The following is a 16,588-nucleotide window of genomic DNA, read 5'->3' on the forward strand; positions in this document are numbered from 1 at the left end:
TCCATGGTCATGGCCCAAGGGTGGCCCGAAAGCCTGCCACACGGCAACCACGCCGGAGGCTAGAAGGCGAAGCGGAGCCCGGCCATGACCAGCCGCGGCGCGCCGGGGCGGGCTCCGGCCGGGGCGAAGCCGACATTGTAGACTTCGTCGGTGGCGTTCTGGACCGTGGCGAACAGGGCGGCTGACGGGGTCAGTTCGACCTCGGCGGCGAGGTCCAGCAGGGTGCGGGCCTCGACCCGCTCGCTGGCCGGGATCGGGCCGGACCCGGCAACGCCGCGCGCCGCGCTGACGTGGTTGAGGGTGGCGTTGACGCGCCAGGTGCCCGCGTCCAGTCCGGCATTCAGGGCCAGCTGGTGGCGCGGCAGATAGGGGAGTTCGTCGCCGGTCACGACATTGCCCCACGGCTCGTAGCCGGAGTTGAAGCTGCTCTGGAAGGCCCCGTCGCTGAGGGTATAGACCAGCGACAGCGGGGCGCTGAGACGCCAGCCAAGGGCGTCTCCGGCGTCCCAGCCGGCGGTAACCTCCAGCCCCTTGACCTCGACCTCGCCGCCCGAAAATTGATCCCCGATGGTGCAGGCCCCGCCGGTCGAGGCGGTGCATGTCCCCAGAAGGTTGTCATAGGCATTGAGGAAGCCGATCGCCTCGAACGACAGGAAGCCGCGATCGAAGCGCAGACCTGCCTCATAGTTCCACGACGTCTCGGGGTCAGCGCTCGAGCCCGGGGCGGCGTTGGCGAAGCCGCGGTGCGCACCCGCGACCAGTTTGAGTTCGCTGGTCAGGTCCCAGGTCGCGCCGATCCCCGGCAGCCAGACGTCGACCGCGTTCTCGACCACCGAGGTCGGGGCGGTGCGTGACGGCAGAGAGGTCGGATAGTTGGCGCGGGTCAGGTCGATGGTTTCGTAGCGCAGACCCGGCGTGACCGTCAGGCGGCCGGTGGTGATGGTGTCGCGGACGAAGAAGGCCCAGGCCTCGGCCGAACTGACCCGGTTGGCCTGGGTCCCATCGATGCCGCGCGCGGTCAGCTCCATCAGGCCGTTGTTCATGCGATAGACGTCATCGCGCTGGAACCGGTCCTCGCTGTCCTCGTGATAGCGGGCCGACAGCTCCAGTTGGTGGCCGAGGCCACCGGCGTCGAAACGCGCGGTCAGGACCGTCTGAATCCCCTCGGCCCGGTACTGGCGATTGTTGTTACGGACCCGCAGGCCGCGGTCGGCGCTGGTGAAGCCGGGCGCGCCCCGCACGATGTCCATTGAGGCGGCGTTGGCCACCGGATCAGCGAGCACGCTGCTGATGCCGACCCAGGCGGTGTCGGTGCCGTTGCGCACGTCGTTCAGCTTGTACCAGGCGCGGGCGGTGTCGTTGCGATAGGCGATGGTGGTCAGGTTGAGAGCGGGGCTCAGGTCGAGGCTGTGGGTCAGTTGCAACGTCTCATGGGTGACGTTCATCACGTCCTGCTGGCTGCCGGCATAGCGACGGTAGGGGTCCGCTGCGAAATCCTGCAGGGTCAGGCCCAGATAGGTCTCGTCCGAGCGTTCGTCATAGGTCTGGTATTTCAGTTCCAGACGTTGGGCCAGGCGGGTGCCGGGCGTGGTGCGCACGGCCAGTTTCAGCACAGTGTCGTCGATGTCGAACCCGGTCGGGCCGCCGGAATCGAGGCGTTTGAACCCGTCGGATTCCTCATGCAGATGTTCGAGCAGGCCGCCGACCTGCCAGCCGCCTTCGGTGGGCATCCAGCCACCGAGGCTGCCGTGGACGCGGACCCCACCGAAGTCGCCGGCCGCCGCCTCGATCTGGCCGGAGAGGCCGCCGTCGGCCGTTCCCGGGATCGGGGTGGTGAACAGGTTGATCGCGCCGCCGGTGGTCATCGGGCCGTATTTGATGGCCCCCGGTCCTTTGGTGATCTCAACGCCGGTCATCCGGGCGACGCGCGGGAAATAATAGGCCGAGGGGGCCGCATAAGGAGCCGGGGCGATCGGGATGCCGTCCTCGAGGATGGCGATCCGGGCCGAGCGATCCGTGCCCGAGCCGCGGATGCCGATGTTGGGTCGCAGGCCGAAGCCGTCCTCTTCCTGGATCACCACGCCGGGGGCCTGACGCAGGACCCGGTTGATGTCGGAATAGTGGAAGGTCTGCAGCAGTTCCTCGTCGAGGAAGGTGGCGGCTCCGCCGATGTCGCGGGCCTGGGCGCGCGAGCCAGTGATGATGACCGGGGCCAGAACCGTCGGATCGCCGCCATCCGCCGCTGCGGCCATCGGGGCTTCGGCAGCGGCAGCGGCAGCGGCAGCGGCAGGGATCAGGGCGGCGACGGCGACAGAGGCGAGCAGGCGGATCATGCAGAAAGTCTCATACGGGGGTGGCTGCTCGCGAGTGCGAACCGTTCTCAGAATGGGGGCGGTTTATACGACTGAGATCGATTTGCAAGTGCATCTTGTTCGCCCGGTCGGGTTCGTCTTGATCCCGGTCTGAGGACGGATCAGGATCGGGCATGGGCAAGAAAAAAGACGGCTACCGCAAGACGCTGGAACGGCTGCAGGGGCTGCTGGTGGAGACCCAGGCCTGGGTCATCGCCGAGGGTATCCGGCCGCTGATCGTGTTCGAGGGGCGGGATACGGCCGGCAAGGACGGGGCGATCAAGCGGATCACCGAATTCGCCGCGCCACGCCAGACCCGCGTGGTGGCCCTGCCCAAACCGACCGACCGCGAAACGACCCAGTGGTATTTCCAGCGCTATGTGCCGCACCTGCCGGCGGCGGGGGAGACGGTGATCTTCAACCGCTCCTGGTACAACCGGGCCGGGGTCGAGCCGGTCATGGGTTTCTGCACGCCGGGCCAGTACGAGAGTTTCCTCAAGGACGCGCCGCATTTCGAGCGGATGCTGACCGACGACGGCATCGTCCTGATCAAGCTGTGGCTGGACATCAGCAAGGGTGAACAGGCCAAGCGGCTGGAGGAGCGGATCGAGGACCCGTTGAAGCGGTTCAAGGTCTCGCCGCTGGACAAGGAGGCCCAGGCCCGCTGGGCCGCCTATTCGCTGGCGCGCGACCGGATGCTGTCCGAGACCCACGCCCATGGGGCCGGCTGGACTGTCGTGGCCACCGACGACAAGAAAACCGCGCGACTGAACGTCATCCGCCACATCCTGCGCACCCTGGGCGGACCGGGAGCCACGGCTGAACGGCCGGACTCCGATGTGGTCTTCCCCGCCGACGGGGCCGATGGGCGTCTGGCCCCCTGATCAGAAGCCGAGCTCGGAACGCAGGGCGTCGGGGCTGACACCGGCGGCCCGGATTTCGGCCAGGGTCACCGCCCCGTCGCGCTTGGCGAAACGTTTGCCGTCGGGCCCGAGCAGCAGGGAATGGTGGCGATAGACCGGGGTCGGCAGGTCCAGCAGCGCCTGCAACACCCGCTGGACCGAGGTGACCGCAATCAGGTCCTCGCCCCGGATCACATGGGTCACACCCTGGGCGGCGTCATCGATGACGGTGGCGATGACATAGCCGGCCCCGATGTCCTTGCGTCCCAGCACCATGTCGCCAAGAACTTCAGGATGGGCCCTGTGGCGACCGGGGTCGGCGGTCTCCTCCAGCCAGTCCAGATTGCCGAACCCGCCCAGATGGTCGCGGGCCCGGTCCAGCGACAGCCGCCAGGCGAAGGCCTCGCCCGCGGCCAGACGGTCGGCTTCGTCCCGGGGCGTATGCGGGCCGCCGTCGAAGGCGCGGGCGTCGGCGGGATCATCGGCGTGGGGCGCGACCCCGGCCAGCGCCAGCCGTTCCTTGCGGGTGCGGAAACAGCGATACAGCACGCCCATATCGCGCAGCCGTTCCAGCGCCGCGTCATAGTCGGCCCGGTGGTCGGACTGGCGGCGTACCGGCGTCTCCCAGTCGAGGCCGAGCCAGGTCAGGTCCTCGAGCACGGCCGCCTCGAACTCGGGGCGACAGCGGGTGAAATCGGTGTCCTCGATGCGCAGCAGGAAACGCCCGCCGGCGTCGTGCGCCGCCTGCCAGGCGGTCAGGGCCGAAAAGGCGTGCCCCTTGTGCAGCCGCCCGGTCGGGGAAGGGGCGAAACGGGTGGTGAAGGCCAAGCGCTCAGACTCGCTTCAACGTGCCGTCAGCCTCGGCCGCGGCCACGGCGGCGCGTAAGGCGGTCTCGTCCACGGTGTCGAACTCGGCGCACAGGTCTTCGAGGGCGAAGGTCGGCTGGCTGAAGGCCCATTGCAGTGTCTCGCCCAGCGGGCCGGTCGCAGGGGGCGGCGCGCCGGTCGGTCGTAGCAGGGTCAGGGGCTTGCGCACCGGCAGGCCGTAGGCGGGCAGGCGCGGGGCCAGCTCCGCCTGTTTGCCGGCGATGGTGTCCCGGAAACCGGGAGAGGCCGCCAAGGCAGACAGTCGCTGTCCGAGATCGGCCAGATGTCGCTGCAGCGCCGCGCCGCCGTCGACGTGGGCGGGCGGCATATAGGCCCGAAAGGCGGGGTCCTGCATCGCCGCTGTTTCCAGCAGGCCGAACATGATCCGGCCGTACAGGGCGGCGACCGAGAAGGTCACGTGCAGCGAGGCGTTGCCACCGTCGACCGGACCATCAGCCAGGGCGTCGTGATACCAGCCGCGCGGCAGATACAGGACGTCGCCCGGTCGCATGCGGACCGATTGCAGCAGCGGTCCCCGGGTCTGCTGGTAATAGGGGCGTGGATCGCTGCCGCCGCCGGGCATGGCGATGGGGGTGTCGGCGCGGGACTCATAGAGCTGCCAGGTCTTTTCGCCGCTGATGTGGACGGCGAACACATCGTGCAGGTCGAAATGGGTGCCGAAGGCCTGGACCCCGCCGAACGAGCCATAGGCATTGGCCCCGACCGATGCGCCGAACGTTCGGGCCAGCATGTCGGACAGGGCGGCCAGCTCGGGGGTCAGCGACTGAATGTCGTCGGCGATCAGACTGGCCCCGGTCGACAGGAAGACATCGACCCGGGCCGGGGCGGGGCGCAGGACCTCGCCTGTCGGGGTGCGGGCCCGGGTGCAGTACTGATCCGGCGGGATCGGCGCGCCATCCCGCACCAGCTTCAGATTGGCGGCGGTCCAGATCGCGCTCTGGGCCAGAAGGCCGTTGAGCCGGTCCCAGTCGAAGATCCCGGCCTTGGTCGGACGCCCGCCGGCGGGAATGTGTAGCGGTTTGCGGTCGTGATAGTCGGCCATGAAGCGATCAGGGGTGATCGGATGCAGAAGTTCGGCCAGGGTGAGCATGGATCGACGCTAAAACCGTCCGTCGTCGCTGTCGACTGAGGAACCATGAACACCTGTCCGGGCCCGAGCGAAATCGCTGCCGCACGCGCCGCCCTGGCCGCGGTCGATCCGCGACTGGCACAGGCCCACGCCCAGACGCCGGTGTTCGCCTGGCGGGCGCGGACCGGGGGCTTCGAGGGGCTGTTGCGGATGATTGTCGAACAGCAGGTCTCGGTGGCCTCGGCCGCAGCCATCTGGGGGCGGGTGCGTGACGGCCTGGGCAAGGTCACGGCCGCGCGGGTTCTGGCGCTGGACATCGAGACCCTGCGCGGCTTTGGCCTGTCCGGGCAGAAGGCCCGCTACGGCCACGAGATCGCGCGGGCCCAGGACGAAGGGCGGATCGATTTCGACCATATGGCCGGGCTGGACGACGCGGCGGCTGTGGCGGCCCTGACCGCGATCAAGGGCGTCGGCCGCTGGACGGCCGAGACCTGGCTGATGTTCTGCGACGGGCGCACGGACCTGTTTCCGGGCGGCGACGTGGCGCTGCAGGAGGCGATGCGCTGGGTCGACCGGGCCGAGGTGCGGCCCAATGAAAAACAGGCCTATGCCCGGGCCGACATCTGGCAGCCGCATCGCGGTATTGCGGCACATCTGCTGTGGGGATGGTATGGCGGGGTCAGGCGCGGTGAGATTGCGCTGGAGGAGCCCCTGCCGTGATACCGACGCCCGACCTGGATGCGATCAGCCAACCGATCCTGCCGACCCTGTTCCTGCTGGACTATGTCGGGGTGCTGGTGTTCGCCGCCACCGGGGCGCTGGCCTCGGCGCGTGAGAAACATGACCTGGTGACCATGGGCTTTTTCGCCGCCATCACCGGCGTCGGCGGCGGCACGCTGCGCGATCTGCTGATCGGCGCGCCGGTGTTCTGGGTGCAGGACTGGAAATACATGGCCGTATGTTTTTCCGGGGCGCTGGCGGTCTGGTTCCTGGGGCGTCGCGAATGGCGGTTCCGCGCCCTGCTGTGGCTCGATGCCATCGGTCTGGCCTCCTATGGCGTGATGGGCGCGGCCAAGGCCGGTGCCTATGGCGTGACGCCGCTGGTCTGTATCGTCATGGGCACGCTGACCGCCTGTTTCGGCGGTATTGTCCGCGATCTTCTGGCCGGTCAGCCTTCGATTCTGCTGCGTCGCGAAATTACTGTCACCGCAGCGATTCTGGCGGCTGGATCGTTCGTGGCGATGAAGGCGCTGGGCCTGTCGAATGTGGCCGCGGCCCTGGTGGCCATGCCGCTGGGCTTTGGCCTGCGGGCCGGGGCCCTGGCCTGGGGCTGGAGCCTGCCGGGCTTTCCGGGCGCGCCGTCGCGGGGGTGATGTCGCCCAACGGACACGCAGACATCATGGCGGAGCCGTCGAATCGCGGCTAGGCTGCTTTCTGCCTGACAAGGGAAGGAGACGTGTCTTCAATCCTGTCGCCTCCCTTTCCCTCCAGCATGCTGGCAGGGCCTGATGCAGGTCCAGTCCCGCTCCCCCTCCGGCTGGCCCGCGCTGGTGCTGAACGCTGACTTTCGTCCGCTGTCCTACTACCCGCTGTCGATCTGGCCGTGGGAGGAGGTGGTCAAGGCCGTCTACCAGGAGCGGGTCGATGTGGTGTCCACCTATGACAAGGTGGTGCGCAGCCCGTCGATGGAGATCGTCCTGCCCAGCGTGATTGCGCTGAAGACCTATGTCGACCAGGATCGCCAGCCCGCCTTTACCCGCTTCAACGTCTTCCTGCGCGACGGCTTCACCTGCCAGTACTGCGGCGACATGCGCGACCTGACCTTCGATCATGTGATCCCGCGCAGTCGCGGCGGGCGCACGACCTGGGAGAATATCGTCGCCGCCTGCTCACCCTGCAATCTGCGCAAGGGCGGACGCACGCCGCAGCAGGCCAGTATGCCGGTCCACCGCGAACCGCACCGACCCAACTCATGGGAATTGCAGCAGCGGGGACGGAAATTCCCGCCGCATTTCCTGCATCAGAGCTGGCTGGACTACCTGTACTGGGACATCGAACTGGAGCCGTAGGCTTCGGACGGCTTTACGCGCGGGTTGCAGGCGACGGTCTGGACCGATACGGGCGCAGCGGCGTTGATGATGTCATCTCCCCGTTCCGCACAGGCTTCCATGAAACTCCGCGTCCGTTCCGAGCTCGTCTATCGCTTCGATCCGCCGACGGACGCGATCTTCCAGATCCACGCCGCCCACTGGCCGGGACAGAAGATCATCGAGGAGTCGCTGGTCTTCACCCCGGCGGTCCCCTTTCGTCTGGACGAGACGGTCGATTTCGGTACGCGGCCCTTGCGGGCCCGCCTGTCGGGTGAGGTGACGGTGCTCTATGAGGCGCTGGTCGACAACGGTCAGCTGAAGGGACTGCCGCCCGGCGCGGTCCAGAACGCCTGGACCGACCTGCCGGTCGACGTACTGACCTATCTGTGGCCCAGCCGCTATTGCCCGTCTGACCAGTTCGGCCGGTTTGTCGAGCGCGAGTTCGGCACCCTGTCCGGCGGGGCGCGGGTGCTGGCCATCGTCGACTGGATCGCCGGCAACGTCGATTATCGCTTCGGCGTGTCCGACAGCGAAACCACCGCCGCCCGCACCTTCATCGATCGCGCCGGCGTCTGCCGCGACTTCACCCATCTGGGCATCACCCTGTGCCGGGCCGCGGGGATTCCGGCGCGCGCGGTCAGTGCCTATGCCGATCAGCTGGCACCGCCGGACTTTCATGCGGTTTTCGAGGTCTGGCTGTCGGACGGCTGGTGGCTGATCGATCCGACCGGCCTGGCCCCGATCGCGGGTCTGGTACGCATCGCCAGTGGCCATGACGCGGCCGACATCGCGTTTCTGAGCACCCATGGCGTGTGCGAAATGGTCCGTCAGGCGGTCACGGTGGAGGCGATGTGATCCGAGGGGCCGGCTCACAACTTGCTGAAGGATTTGGATCCGTCAGTCACTACCAGGCCGGAGTTCGGACAGTCGATGTCCTTCGCTGATGATTGCCGCGCCCACGAACGGGCGGAAATGGGTGGCGTCATAGAAGGCGCAGTCGGCCGCGGCAGCCTCGCAGTTTGCAGGCAGTTCTGGCAGGGAATCGAGAAAGTCCGGCCGGTCGACAGGGACCAGGACGGCCCCCTGTTCACGGGCGGTGCGCACGATTTCCGTGCGCCAACGCGCCCTGAAGTCGACCAGGCCGGCCTCGGCAACCAGGCTATCATAAGCCGGATGGGTCGGGCCCACATATAGGATGACAGCAATATCCTGGTGTTTCAGGTCAGCCAGCAAGCGGGTGAAGCGCGCCATTTCGCGGGCATAAAGGGCCTCGCGATTGGGCGGAGATCGTCCCCAGGCACCCAATAATCGAGACCGGGCTGCGGGGCCGGGCAAAACGGCAACGCTGCGGGCGTGGACCGGCGCGGTTCCAGGGTTCGCAAAGCCGAACCGGTCAAACGGGGGCTCGGCGCAGGTCTGCGGGTGACGCACCATTTCTAGGGTCGCTCGCAATGCTCCGGGGGAAAGAAGGCCGTGGCGTATCGCCGCCAGCCGGGGTGACGTCCGCTCGGTCGGGAGGTTTGCCGCCGGAAAGCGCGACTCCGCGAGGGCCACGGCCCCGAAATCCAGTCCGATCCATACACGTTCAAGTGTCGGGCTCGCCGCCGCGGCCCGGACAATGCGGTCGATGTCCGGCATGGTCGCGCCGGACAGTCCCACGTTCAATACCGTTGCTGCCGCCGGATTCAGCATGTCCGTCTGCCTGAAACCCCAGATCACCCGCGACGAGCCGGTGATGATCTCTGTGGGCGGGTAGGCCTGCGGCATGGACAGTACCAGCTCGACCCCCTCGCGGTTCTTCATCCCCGGGGCGCACGCCACCCTTGGTCCGTCGGCCCCGGCCAGCATGCCATAGGGATCTATCAGGGCGGTGGCGGCGACCACCCCACTAAGCATCAGCAGGCCGCTGCCCAAGGCCGTGACCAGGAACCGGCGGCCTGCGCGGGATGGATCAGAACTGGACATAGACAAACCTGCGAGCGTCATCGATCAGGCAGAGGCAGAGCACCAGGGTCGCCGCCGTGGTGAGGGCCCAGACCGGGGTCAGGCGGAAGCCGGCCAGCCGGTGCGGCGGCGAGGGTGTCGGCTCGGGCCTGAGGTCGAGTGCGTTCCAGTAGCGGCCGAAGAACTGGGCGCTGTTGGGCAGCCCCCAGGCGACCAGCATGCACAACGGCAGCATCATTAACCCGCGCCGCCCGATGGCCGAGATGTCCCAGGTCGCTCCCAGTCCGAGCAATGCGCCATAGACATGGGCGGCGCTGTCGAGCGTCGGGGCGCGGAACATGGCCCCGAGCAGGGCGCTGCTCAGGAAGGTCAGGGCGATGGCCATCCAGCGCCCGAAGCCATCGGGGTTGCCGGCCCGGCGGTTGCGGCGGCGGCGCTCGTGCACGACCAGCAGGATCGCCGTTTGCATCAGCCCCCAGACCACAAAGGTCCATCCCAGACCATGCCACAGACCGGAAAGGATACCGGTGATGGCCAGGGCTGTGACCACGGAGACGCGCCGTCGGCGCACCAGCGGTTGGAAAACATGGGTACGCATGAAGATGGCGAAGGTGATGTGCCAGCGTCGCCAAAGGTCGAAGCGGTCGGTGGCGAAGAGGGGGCGGTCGAAATTGATCGGTAGGCGGATGCCGAACATCCGCGCCAGGCCGATAGCCATGTCGCCGTAGGCGACGAAGTCGAAATAGAGCTGCATCTGGAAGGCGACGATACCGAACCAGCTTTCGAACGGCGAAATCGGCCCGGCCTGTGCCGCTTGGAATATTCGGTCGACGGCCGGGGCGATCTGGTCGGCCAGCAGGACCTTCTGGGCCAGGCCGAAGACGAAGATGGACAGGCCGGTGGAGACATCGACCGCCGTGACCCGGGACAGGCAGCGTTCGCGCAACTGATCCGCCATGTCGCGGAAACGGACGATTGGTCCCATGATCAGGTGGGGGAAGAAGGTGATGAAGAACAGGTAATCGCGCAGGGATGGGGCGGTGATCTGGCGACGACGGCAGGCGACGATGAAGCCGATTTGCTGGAACGTCACATAGGACAGGCCCAGCGGAATCAGGATGTGTTCCTCGGTGCGGAAGCCGTCGGCATTCGACAGGTCCATGGCGCTGATCTTGAAGGCCGCGAGCAAACCGATATTGGCGGCGACGCCCAGCCACATCAGTCCCCGCCGCAGTGGCTCTCGCCCGGAATCGAGTCGGGTGAGTAGACGGCCGCACGCAAAGGTCACGGTCAGGCTGAAGGCGAGAACCGTCGCATTATGGAGGCCCGTCCACAGGTAGAAGGCCACCGAGGCGATGATCAGGAAGCCCGCCCTCAGGTTGTTGGCGGTCGGGCCGCGGATGGCGTGGAAGGCCAGCATCACCACGGGCAGGAACAGGAGGATGAAGAGCGGGCTGGCGAAATTCATCCGCGAGTCAGCGGGACTGACGGTCGGCCGCGGACCCGTGGGAGTCGAACCAGTGGTGCGCTCCGGTCTCGGCGGCGGCGATACAGGCCTGCTGCGCCTGTGCCGTTACGGCGCGGTCCAGCACCAGGTCCAGCGCCTGTTGGCCGTGCTCGGCGTCAGCTTCGATGTGAACGGCGAAGAAGGCGAGGTCGCGATCGCTGAATCCCTGCTGTCCAAGCGCCTTGAGCAGCGGTTCGGCGGCGGTGGCGAATTTCAGTTCCTGGCCGATCAGCAGGAATGCCACGGCCTCCAGCCAACGACCTTCCGCCAGCATGGCCCGACCCGGGCCGGTCGCGTGCATGGCGTTTCCGAACGCATCTTCTTCGGTCCCGTCTTCCACTCCCGTCGCGCGCAGGAAGCGCAGGGCCAAGGCGGGATGCCGCGCCTCGGGTCGCACGATCAGGCCGCGCCGGGGGTTCAGATGGATACCCTCCTCTTCAAGCATGTTCTCAAGCAGGGTGAGACGGGCTTCCCTGTCGGGGGCCTTGTCCACCAGTTCGGCGATGGTGGCGCAGAACAGGGTGGCCGATAGATAGGTCGAACGGGCGTAGCGCTGCAGCAGGGATAGCGGGCAGCGACGCGTGGTCAGGGCCCGATAGAATCGGGTTCCTTCCAGCGGCCAGGGAGCAATGGCCTTGAGCAGGGCCTGCTCGAAGGAGCCGCGGTCCAGTGGGGGCTCAGTAGTGGAATTCATTGGCCGCAATGCTCTCGAACATCGGCTCGACCTGACCATCCGGCGCGATGCGCCCGCGTGTCAGGCTGCCGAGATCAGGCCACTGGGTCAGCTGGAAACCGGCGCGACCGAAGCGGAAATCGCGGCTGGAGCCCTCGGCACTGCTCAACGTCAGCTCACCGGCGCGGTCGCCGAGAGCCTGGCGCAGGCAGGTTTCCAGCCCGTCGAGATCGAAGGGTTCGCCTTCCATATGCCGGCCCATTTTGCCAACCGACCGCAGGTGGATGTCGCGCACGCCCTTGCCCAGCAGAAAGTCGAGGAATTCAGGCAGGTGATCATCGTTTAGGCCGGGAACCAGGATCATGCCGACAGTGACATTCATCCGCGCGGCCAGCAGATTGTCGAGTGCCTTGAGCTTGCGTGCGGCGCAGGCGGCCCCGTCGATCTCCTCATAGAGGTCGTCCCGCAGGCCGCCATTCAGCGACAGATAGACGGTGCGCAGACCGGCGGCCCGTAGTCGGTCAGTGTATGATCGACGTCCCAGCTTCAGCCCGTTGGTCAGGATGGTCGGGATGTGGCCCAGACTCCTGACCTTGGCGATGATTTCGGGCAGATCCTCGCGCATCGTCGGCTCAGCCCCGACCAGACGAATCCGGGTGCGACGCGGCAGCCGTTTAAGGATGGCATACAGCCAGTCAACCGGCAGGTCCGGCAGGTCGCGGACCGGAATGTAGCAGTTGGCGCAGGCCATGTTGCACCGATGGGTGATGTCGGCGAACAGGACGCGGAAGGGTGAATCCTCCGGAGCGTACCGCAAGGCACCGGGCGTATAGGCATCAAGCAGCAGTTCGAGCGCCTCGTCCGCCGGGCCGGAGGCGCGTTGCAGAGCAGTTTTTGTCGACATTTCGTTAGCTTATAGCAAAGCTGGTCACGCCAGAAGCCGGGATTTCGGTGATGTCCCAATATTGGGACAGTCCAGCAAATGACGATTAGCCGCCCGCGTCAGCTGCCTCGCGCGCCTTCCAGGCCTCGATATGCTCGAGGCGGCGCAGGACCCTGTCAGTGGGGTCGATCAGGACGTGGGCTCCGGTCGGCACCGTGATCTCGCCGCGGTTACCGGTCATCGGCAGGGTCGTCACCGTGCCGTTGATTTCGATGTCCAGCGGCATGGGGAAGGCTCCGCCGTCGCCGGTGACCCACTCCAGTGTCAGCCGGTCGCCGCTGCGGGTCTGGCGCAGGTCGGGCAGGGCTGCCTGGTACAGATAGGCGCGGAAGAACCAGGTCAGGTCCCGGCCGCTCTCGTCATTGACGAGGGCGAGGAAGTCGCCGGTCGAGGCGTAACGCGGACTGAAATTGCCCGGGCGCGGATCGGGGCGGCCATAGACCAGCCGCCGGACTGAATTGAAGAAGGCCTCGTCACCGATCAGCAGGCGCAGGGAATGGGCGATCAGCGAGCCCTTGTTGTAGATGTCGAGGCCCGGCCCGATGTCACCGTCATAGACCTGATCCTCGGTGCGCCGCTCGCCGGACACGACCGGGTGCCGGTTGAGCAGGGCCTGACGCTGTTTCAGCAGCGACGCCTGCATGGCCCGGTCGCCGTGTAGCCAACGGTCGTAGAGGGGCTGCATATAGGTGCCCAGACCCTCGTGCAGCCACATGTCGTCGGCATTGACGTTGGTCAGCTGGTTGCCGAACCATTCGTGTGACAGCTCATGGTGCAGCAGCCAGTCAAATCCCCGCCCATCCAGTTTGTAGCCATTGCCGTAGGCGTTGATGGTCTGGTGCTCCATGCCCAAGTGCGGGGTCTCGACCACACCCATCTTCTCGTCACCGAACGGGAACGGGCCGACCGTGGCTTCGTAGAAGTCCAGCATGCGCGGGAATTCGTCGAACAGGGCCCGGGCTCTGTCGGCATTGTCGGTGGGCAGATACCAGTAGGTCATCGGCACGGTGTTGCCGTAGCGACTGGCGTAGTCGGCCTCGAGCTCGACATAGGGAGCGATGTTCAGGGCCACGGCATAGGTGTTGGGCTGTGTCGCGCTCCAGCTCCAGGTTGTCCAGCCGTCGCCCTGGTCGACGATGCCGGTCAGGCGGCCGTTGGCCGGGGCCGACAGGCCCGTGGGCACGGTGATGTGCAGGTCGACGCGGCTCGGCTCGGCCAGCGGGTGGTCAACGCACGGCCAGAACAGGTCGCAGCCCTCGCCCTGGACGGCAGTGGCGATCCACGGTCGGCCGTCAGGCGTGCTCGACCAGATGAAGCCGCCGCCCCACGGCGGATTCGGCGCGATCCGGGGCCGGCCGGCATAGGCGATACGCAGGGTGACCGACTGACCGGCGGCGAGAGGGCTGGGCAGGTCGACGGTCAGCCGCCCGTCGGGATTGGCCCAGCGGTCAGGTGACACGGGTGCACCGTCGACGGCGACTTCGGAGATGTCGAACCGCGTGTCCAGTTCGACCGCCAGCCGCACCAGCGGGGCGGTGGCCGTGAAGTCGAGCGCAGCCACGGCGCTGATGGCGCGGGCCTCGGGGCTGACGCGGAACGATAGATCAGCGCGGTCGAAGCGCAGGACCAGCTGTTCGGCGGTGCGCGGCTGGTCGGTCTCGAGGGTGAAGGCAGTCGAGACGCGCGGCACCGGCATCGGCGGCGGGGTCGAGGCGCAGGCAGCCAGGGCCAGGGCGGCGGCCACGGAGGCGGCAAGTCGGGCGACGATGGCGGACACGGCGAACTCCGGAGACGACCGGGGCGAGCGTAGGGCGGTGCGGCGTGGGCGCAAGGGAGATCGCGGGCAAAGAAAAAGGCCGGTGTCGCCACCGGCCTCATTCAAATTCGGGAGTCAGGCACCGATCAGGCGGCGGTCTGTTCCGCCAGCTTGGCCTTGACCTGACGCTTGATGCGCTGGGCGGCGGTCGAGAGCTTCTCGTCGCGCGCCTTGACGATGAAGGCGTCCAGGCCACCCTTGTAGTCGAGGGTGCGCAGCGCGGCGTTCGAGATCCGCAGGCTGAACGACTGGCCCAGCGACTCGGAGGCCAGCTTGACCGTCTTCAGCGACGGCAGGAAGCGGCGCTTGGTCTTCACATTCGAGTGGCTCACGCTGTGGCCGACCATCGGGCCGATACCGGTGAGTTCGCAACGACGAGACATCGTCAGATCCTTAAAGATCACATCCGGAAACAGGGAGCCGGATGCATGAAACAGGAACGCGCGGGCAAATGTCCCGCGCGAGAGGGGGCCGTATAGAGGAAGGGCACTCCGCGCGTCAAGGCCGAACCGGCCTGTCCGGAGTCGAACGACCCTGTTCAGCCGCCGTTCAAATGCCACCTTGTAGAGAGTGTATGTATGACATCGTTTTCAAACCGAGGGGCGACCATGAAACCTTCTGCTCTGCTGACCCGCACACTGGCGACCGCTGTGCCGGTTCTCGCCGGTGCCCTGATGCTGGGTGCATCCGCTGCGGCCCCCCAGACGCCGGCTGCGGCCCAGACCGTGCTGCCCGGCTACTGGGAATATACGACCAGTGCCCTGGGCATGGGCGATACCGAGACCAAATGTGTCCGGCCCAGCGAGATCAACCGCTTCTTCGGTGGCCTGTCGACTCGCCGCTGGCAGTGCACCTATCCGGTGCGTGTGGTCGGAAACGGCCAGGCCCGGTTCGAAGGGGTCTGTCGTGATCCCAAGGGCCGCAGCGTTAATGTCCGGCTGAACGGCCCCTATGATGCGGAGAATTTCCGCTTCCGCGGGGGGGCCCAACTGGCTCGCGGCACGCCCTATATTCCGGCCAGCATCACGGCGCATCGGATCAGTGCTGAGTGCCCGGCCAACGCCGAATATTTCTGAGCCCCGTCTACCGGGATCCAGAACAGGAAAAAGGCCCGGTCTCGCGACCGGGCCTTTTGTCTGTCACGACGATGGCCTGACGGATCAGGCGGCTTCGGCCTCGGCCTCGGCTTCGGCGGCAGCAGCGGCAATGGCGGCCGGCGACAGCACGGCCTTCTTGGCGCTGAGCGACTTGGCCAGCAGCTCGACGGCAGCCCCCTTGTCGATGCGGTTGGCCGCGGCGACTTCACGGGCCATGCGGTCGAGCGCCGATTCATAGAGCTGGCGCTCGGAATAGGACTGTTCCGGCTGGCTGTCGGCGCGGTGCAGGTCGCGGACGACCTCGGCGATCGAGATCAGGTCGCCCGAGTTGATCTTGGCTTCGTATTCCTGGGCGCGACGGCTCCACATGGTGCGCTTGATACGGGCCCTACCCTTGAGGGTGGTCAGGGCCTTGGTCACCACATCGTCGGCCGCCAGGGTGCGCAGGCCGGCCGTCTTGGCCTTTTTGGTCGGAACCCGCAGCGTCATCTTCTCGTGGTCGAAGGTCACGACATAGACTTCCAGTTCCATGCCCGCGACTTCTTGGACCTCGACGGCGGCGACCTTGCCGACACCGTGCGCCGGGTAGACGACCGCGTCGCCAACCTTGAATTCCAGACCGCTCTTGCTCGTCATGTCATTCCTTTCCCGGCAACAGGGGCGGGCAAAACGAAACGCAGAGACGTCAAATCCTCTCCGTCGGCGGGGGCCGTCGGAGGGGACAGGCTTAGACGTCAATGCGGAAACGGATCACCAAACCTCTGGCCGACCCAGCCTTCGTGGGCGGGGTTCTGTCGCAAACGCGGGCGGGGCGAATAATTCGCTGACCGCCCGACCCAATGTCGATGAACCTATCACAAAATGCCGGAATTTCAAAACATCCACAGCCCCGGCCCCGGAAGGGGGCGTCACCGGTCCGGCGTGGTTCGGTGGATCAGGAGCCCTTGCCCGGTTTGGTGGAGAAATATTTCTCGAACTTGCCGGTCTCACGCTCGAATTGTGCAGCATCGGCGGGGGCCGTGCCCTTGACGGTTATGTTGGGCCAGACCTTGGCATATTCGGCGTTGACCTGAAGCCATTTGCCGTCGGGCTCGTCCTCGGTGTCGGGGACGATGGCGTCGACCGGGCATTCCGGCTCGCACACACCGCAGTCGATACATTCGTCCGGCGCGATGACGAGGAAATTCTCGCCCTCATAGAAGCAGTCCACCGGACACACCTCGACGCAGTCCATGTATTTACATTTCACGCAGGCGTCGGTGACGATGTAGGTCATGGCGAGGCTGGAATACCGGCGGACGTTGGGGA

Annotated in this window: 17 protein-coding genes; 6 read left to right on the plus strand and 11 right to left on the minus strand. The window is 66.7% G+C overall.

What is annotated here, in order from left to right; translation table 11 throughout:
- Positions 1-59: 59 nt before the first annotated feature.
- Complete coding sequence (locus tag AAC067_RS07770; RefSeq protein ID WP_339931207.1) at positions 60-2,333, minus strand: TonB-dependent receptor; 2,274 nt, start codon at positions 2,331-2,333, stop codon at positions 60-62.
- Positions 2,334-2,485: 152 nt separating this feature from the next.
- Between AAC067_RS07770 and ppk2 the strand changes: the two genes are divergently transcribed.
- Positions 2,486-3,235, plus strand: a complete 750-nt coding sequence (gene ppk2 / locus AAC067_RS07775) for a polyphosphate kinase 2 (protein ID WP_339931209.1) — start codon at positions 2,486-2,488, stop codon at positions 3,233-3,235.
- Here the strand turns inward: ppk2 and gluQRS are convergent, their stop codons facing one another.
- Together gluQRS and AAC067_RS07785 are read right to left on the minus strand one after the other, a co-directional pair.
- Positions 3,236-4,081 (minus strand): tRNA glutamyl-Q(34) synthetase GluQRS, encoded by an 846-nt coding sequence (gluQRS, locus tag AAC067_RS07780; protein ID WP_339931211.1) that lies wholly within the window; start codon positions 4,079-4,081, stop codon positions 3,236-3,238.
- Between the two features lie 4 nt (positions 4,082-4,085).
- Positions 4,086-5,231 carry a cupin domain-containing protein gene (locus AAC067_RS07785; RefSeq protein ID WP_339931213.1) on the minus strand — a complete coding sequence of 382 codons (1,146 nt, stop codon included), beginning with the start codon at positions 5,229-5,231 and terminating at the stop codon, positions 4,086-4,088.
- A 45-nt stretch (positions 5,232-5,276) separates the two neighbouring features.
- Between AAC067_RS07785 and AAC067_RS07790 the strand changes: the two genes are divergently transcribed.
- The 4 genes from AAC067_RS07790 (at position 5,277) to AAC067_RS07805 (ending at position 8,155) form a co-directional block, all read left to right on the plus strand.
- Positions 5,277-5,930, plus strand: a complete 654-nt coding sequence (locus AAC067_RS07790) for a DNA-3-methyladenine glycosylase 2 family protein (RefSeq protein WP_339931215.1) — start codon at positions 5,277-5,279, stop codon at positions 5,928-5,930.
- Positions 5,927-6,583 (plus strand): trimeric intracellular cation channel family protein, encoded by a 657-nt coding sequence (locus tag AAC067_RS07795; RefSeq protein WP_339931217.1) that lies wholly within the window; start codon positions 5,927-5,929, stop codon positions 6,581-6,583. Before AAC067_RS07790 ends, AAC067_RS07795 begins: the two co-directional genes overlap by 4 nt.
- Positions 6,584-6,718: 135 nt before the next feature.
- On the plus strand, positions 6,719-7,279 hold the full coding sequence (locus AAC067_RS07800) for an HNH endonuclease (protein WP_339931219.1): 561 nt from the start codon (positions 6,719-6,721) through the stop codon (positions 7,277-7,279).
- A 99-nt stretch (positions 7,280-7,378) separates the two neighbouring features.
- Entirely contained in the window at positions 7,379-8,155 is a 777-nt protein-coding gene (locus AAC067_RS07805; protein ID WP_339931221.1) for a transglutaminase family protein, read from the plus strand.
- A gap of 42 nt (positions 8,156-8,197) precedes the next feature.
- On the opposite strand, the gene AAC067_RS07810 is transcribed toward AAC067_RS07805, so the two are convergent.
- From AAC067_RS07810 to rpmB, 6 genes are all read right to left on the minus strand, one after another.
- Entirely contained in the window at positions 8,198-9,265 is a 1,068-nt protein-coding gene (locus AAC067_RS07810; RefSeq protein WP_339931223.1) for a hypothetical protein, read from the minus strand.
- Complete coding sequence (locus AAC067_RS07815; RefSeq protein ID WP_339931225.1) at positions 9,252-10,712, minus strand: MBOAT family O-acyltransferase; 1,461 nt, start codon at positions 10,710-10,712, stop codon at positions 9,252-9,254. Before AAC067_RS07815 ends, AAC067_RS07810 begins: the two co-directional genes overlap by 14 nt.
- Positions 10,713-10,719: 7 nt before the next feature.
- Positions 10,720-11,445 carry an iron-containing redox enzyme family protein gene (locus AAC067_RS07820; RefSeq protein WP_339931227.1) on the minus strand — a complete coding sequence of 242 codons (726 nt, stop codon included), beginning with the start codon at positions 11,443-11,445 and terminating at the stop codon, positions 10,720-10,722.
- Positions 11,429-12,328 (minus strand): radical SAM protein, encoded by a 900-nt coding sequence (locus AAC067_RS07825; protein ID WP_339931229.1) that lies wholly within the window; start codon positions 12,326-12,328, stop codon positions 11,429-11,431. The genes AAC067_RS07820 and AAC067_RS07825 overlap by 17 nt, the downstream gene beginning before the upstream one ends.
- Positions 12,329-12,413: 85 nt before the next feature.
- A complete protein-coding gene (locus AAC067_RS07830; RefSeq protein ID WP_339931231.1) occupies positions 12,414-14,144 on the minus strand; it encodes a M1 family metallopeptidase in 1,731 nt (576 codons plus the stop codon).
- A 125-nt stretch (positions 14,145-14,269) separates the two neighbouring features.
- Complete coding sequence (rpmB, locus tag AAC067_RS07835; RefSeq protein WP_339871275.1) at positions 14,270-14,566, minus strand: 50S ribosomal protein L28; 297 nt, start codon at positions 14,564-14,566, stop codon at positions 14,270-14,272.
- Between the two features lie 225 nt (positions 14,567-14,791).
- Between rpmB and AAC067_RS07840 the strand changes: the two genes are divergently transcribed.
- Positions 14,792-15,259, plus strand: a complete 468-nt coding sequence (locus AAC067_RS07840) for a DUF3617 family protein (protein WP_339931233.1) — start codon at positions 14,792-14,794, stop codon at positions 15,257-15,259.
- Positions 15,260-15,343: 84 nt separating this feature from the next.
- On the opposite strand, the gene AAC067_RS07845 is transcribed toward AAC067_RS07840, so the two are convergent.
- A complete protein-coding gene (locus AAC067_RS07845; protein ID WP_339871271.1) occupies positions 15,344-15,916 on the minus strand; it encodes a CarD family transcriptional regulator in 573 nt (190 codons plus the stop codon).
- A gap of 298 nt (positions 15,917-16,214) precedes the next feature.
- Positions 16,215-16,556, minus strand: a complete 342-nt coding sequence (gene fdxA, locus AAC067_RS07850; protein ID WP_339931235.1) for a ferredoxin FdxA — start codon at positions 16,554-16,556, stop codon at positions 16,215-16,217.
- Between the last annotated feature and the right edge of the window lie 32 nt (positions 16,557-16,588).

Source organism: uncultured Brevundimonas sp. (assembly GCF_963977465.1).
GTDB lineage: Bacteria > Pseudomonadota > Alphaproteobacteria > Caulobacterales > Caulobacteraceae > Brevundimonas.

What these genes read in the sequence shown, in the direction of transcription:
- AAC067_RS07825 (WP_339931229.1), bottom strand. Translation starts at nt 12,328, where the DNA reads ATGTCGACAAAAACTGCTCTGCAACGCGCCTCCGGCCCGGCGGACGAG.
- AAC067_RS07805 (WP_339931221.1), top strand. Translation starts at nt 7,379, where the DNA reads ATGAAACTCCGCGTCCGTTCCGAGCTCGTCTATCGCTTCGATCCGCCG.
- AAC067_RS07790 (WP_339931215.1), top strand. Translation starts at nt 5,277, where the DNA reads ATGAACACCTGTCCGGGCCCGAGCGAAATCGCTGCCGCACGCGCCGCC.
- AAC067_RS07785 (WP_339931213.1), bottom strand. Translation starts at nt 5,231, where the DNA reads ATGCTCACCCTGGCCGAACTTCTGCATCCGATCACCCCTGATCGCTTC.
- AAC067_RS07840 (WP_339931233.1), top strand. Translation starts at nt 14,792, where the DNA reads ATGAAACCTTCTGCTCTGCTGACCCGCACACTGGCGACCGCTGTGCCG.
- AAC067_RS07810 (WP_339931223.1), bottom strand. Translation starts at nt 9,265, where the DNA reads ATGTCCAGTTCTGATCCATCCCGCGCAGGCCGCCGGTTCCTGGTCACG.
- AAC067_RS07845 (WP_339871271.1), bottom strand. Translation starts at nt 15,916, where the DNA reads ATGACGAGCAAGAGCGGTCTGGAATTCAAGGTTGGCGACGCGGTCGTC.
- AAC067_RS07770 (WP_339931207.1), bottom strand. Translation starts at nt 2,333, where the DNA reads ATGATCCGCCTGCTCGCCTCTGTCGCCGTCGCCGCCCTGATCCCTGCC.
- rpmB (WP_339871275.1), bottom strand. Translation starts at nt 14,566, where the DNA reads ATGTCTCGTCGTTGCGAACTCACCGGTATCGGCCCGATGGTCGGCCAC.
- AAC067_RS07815 (WP_339931225.1), bottom strand. Translation starts at nt 10,712, where the DNA reads ATGAATTTCGCCAGCCCGCTCTTCATCCTCCTGTTCCTGCCCGTGGTG.
- ppk2 (WP_339931209.1), top strand. Translation starts at nt 2,486, where the DNA reads ATGGGCAAGAAAAAAGACGGCTACCGCAAGACGCTGGAACGGCTGCAG.
- AAC067_RS07820 (WP_339931227.1), bottom strand. Translation starts at nt 11,445, where the DNA reads ATGAATTCCACTACTGAGCCCCCACTGGACCGCGGCTCCTTCGAGCAG.
- AAC067_RS07800 (WP_339931219.1), top strand. Translation starts at nt 6,719, where the DNA reads ATGCAGGTCCAGTCCCGCTCCCCCTCCGGCTGGCCCGCGCTGGTGCTG.
- fdxA (WP_339931235.1), bottom strand. Translation starts at nt 16,556, where the DNA reads ATGACCTACATCGTCACCGACGCCTGCGTGAAATGTAAATACATGGAC.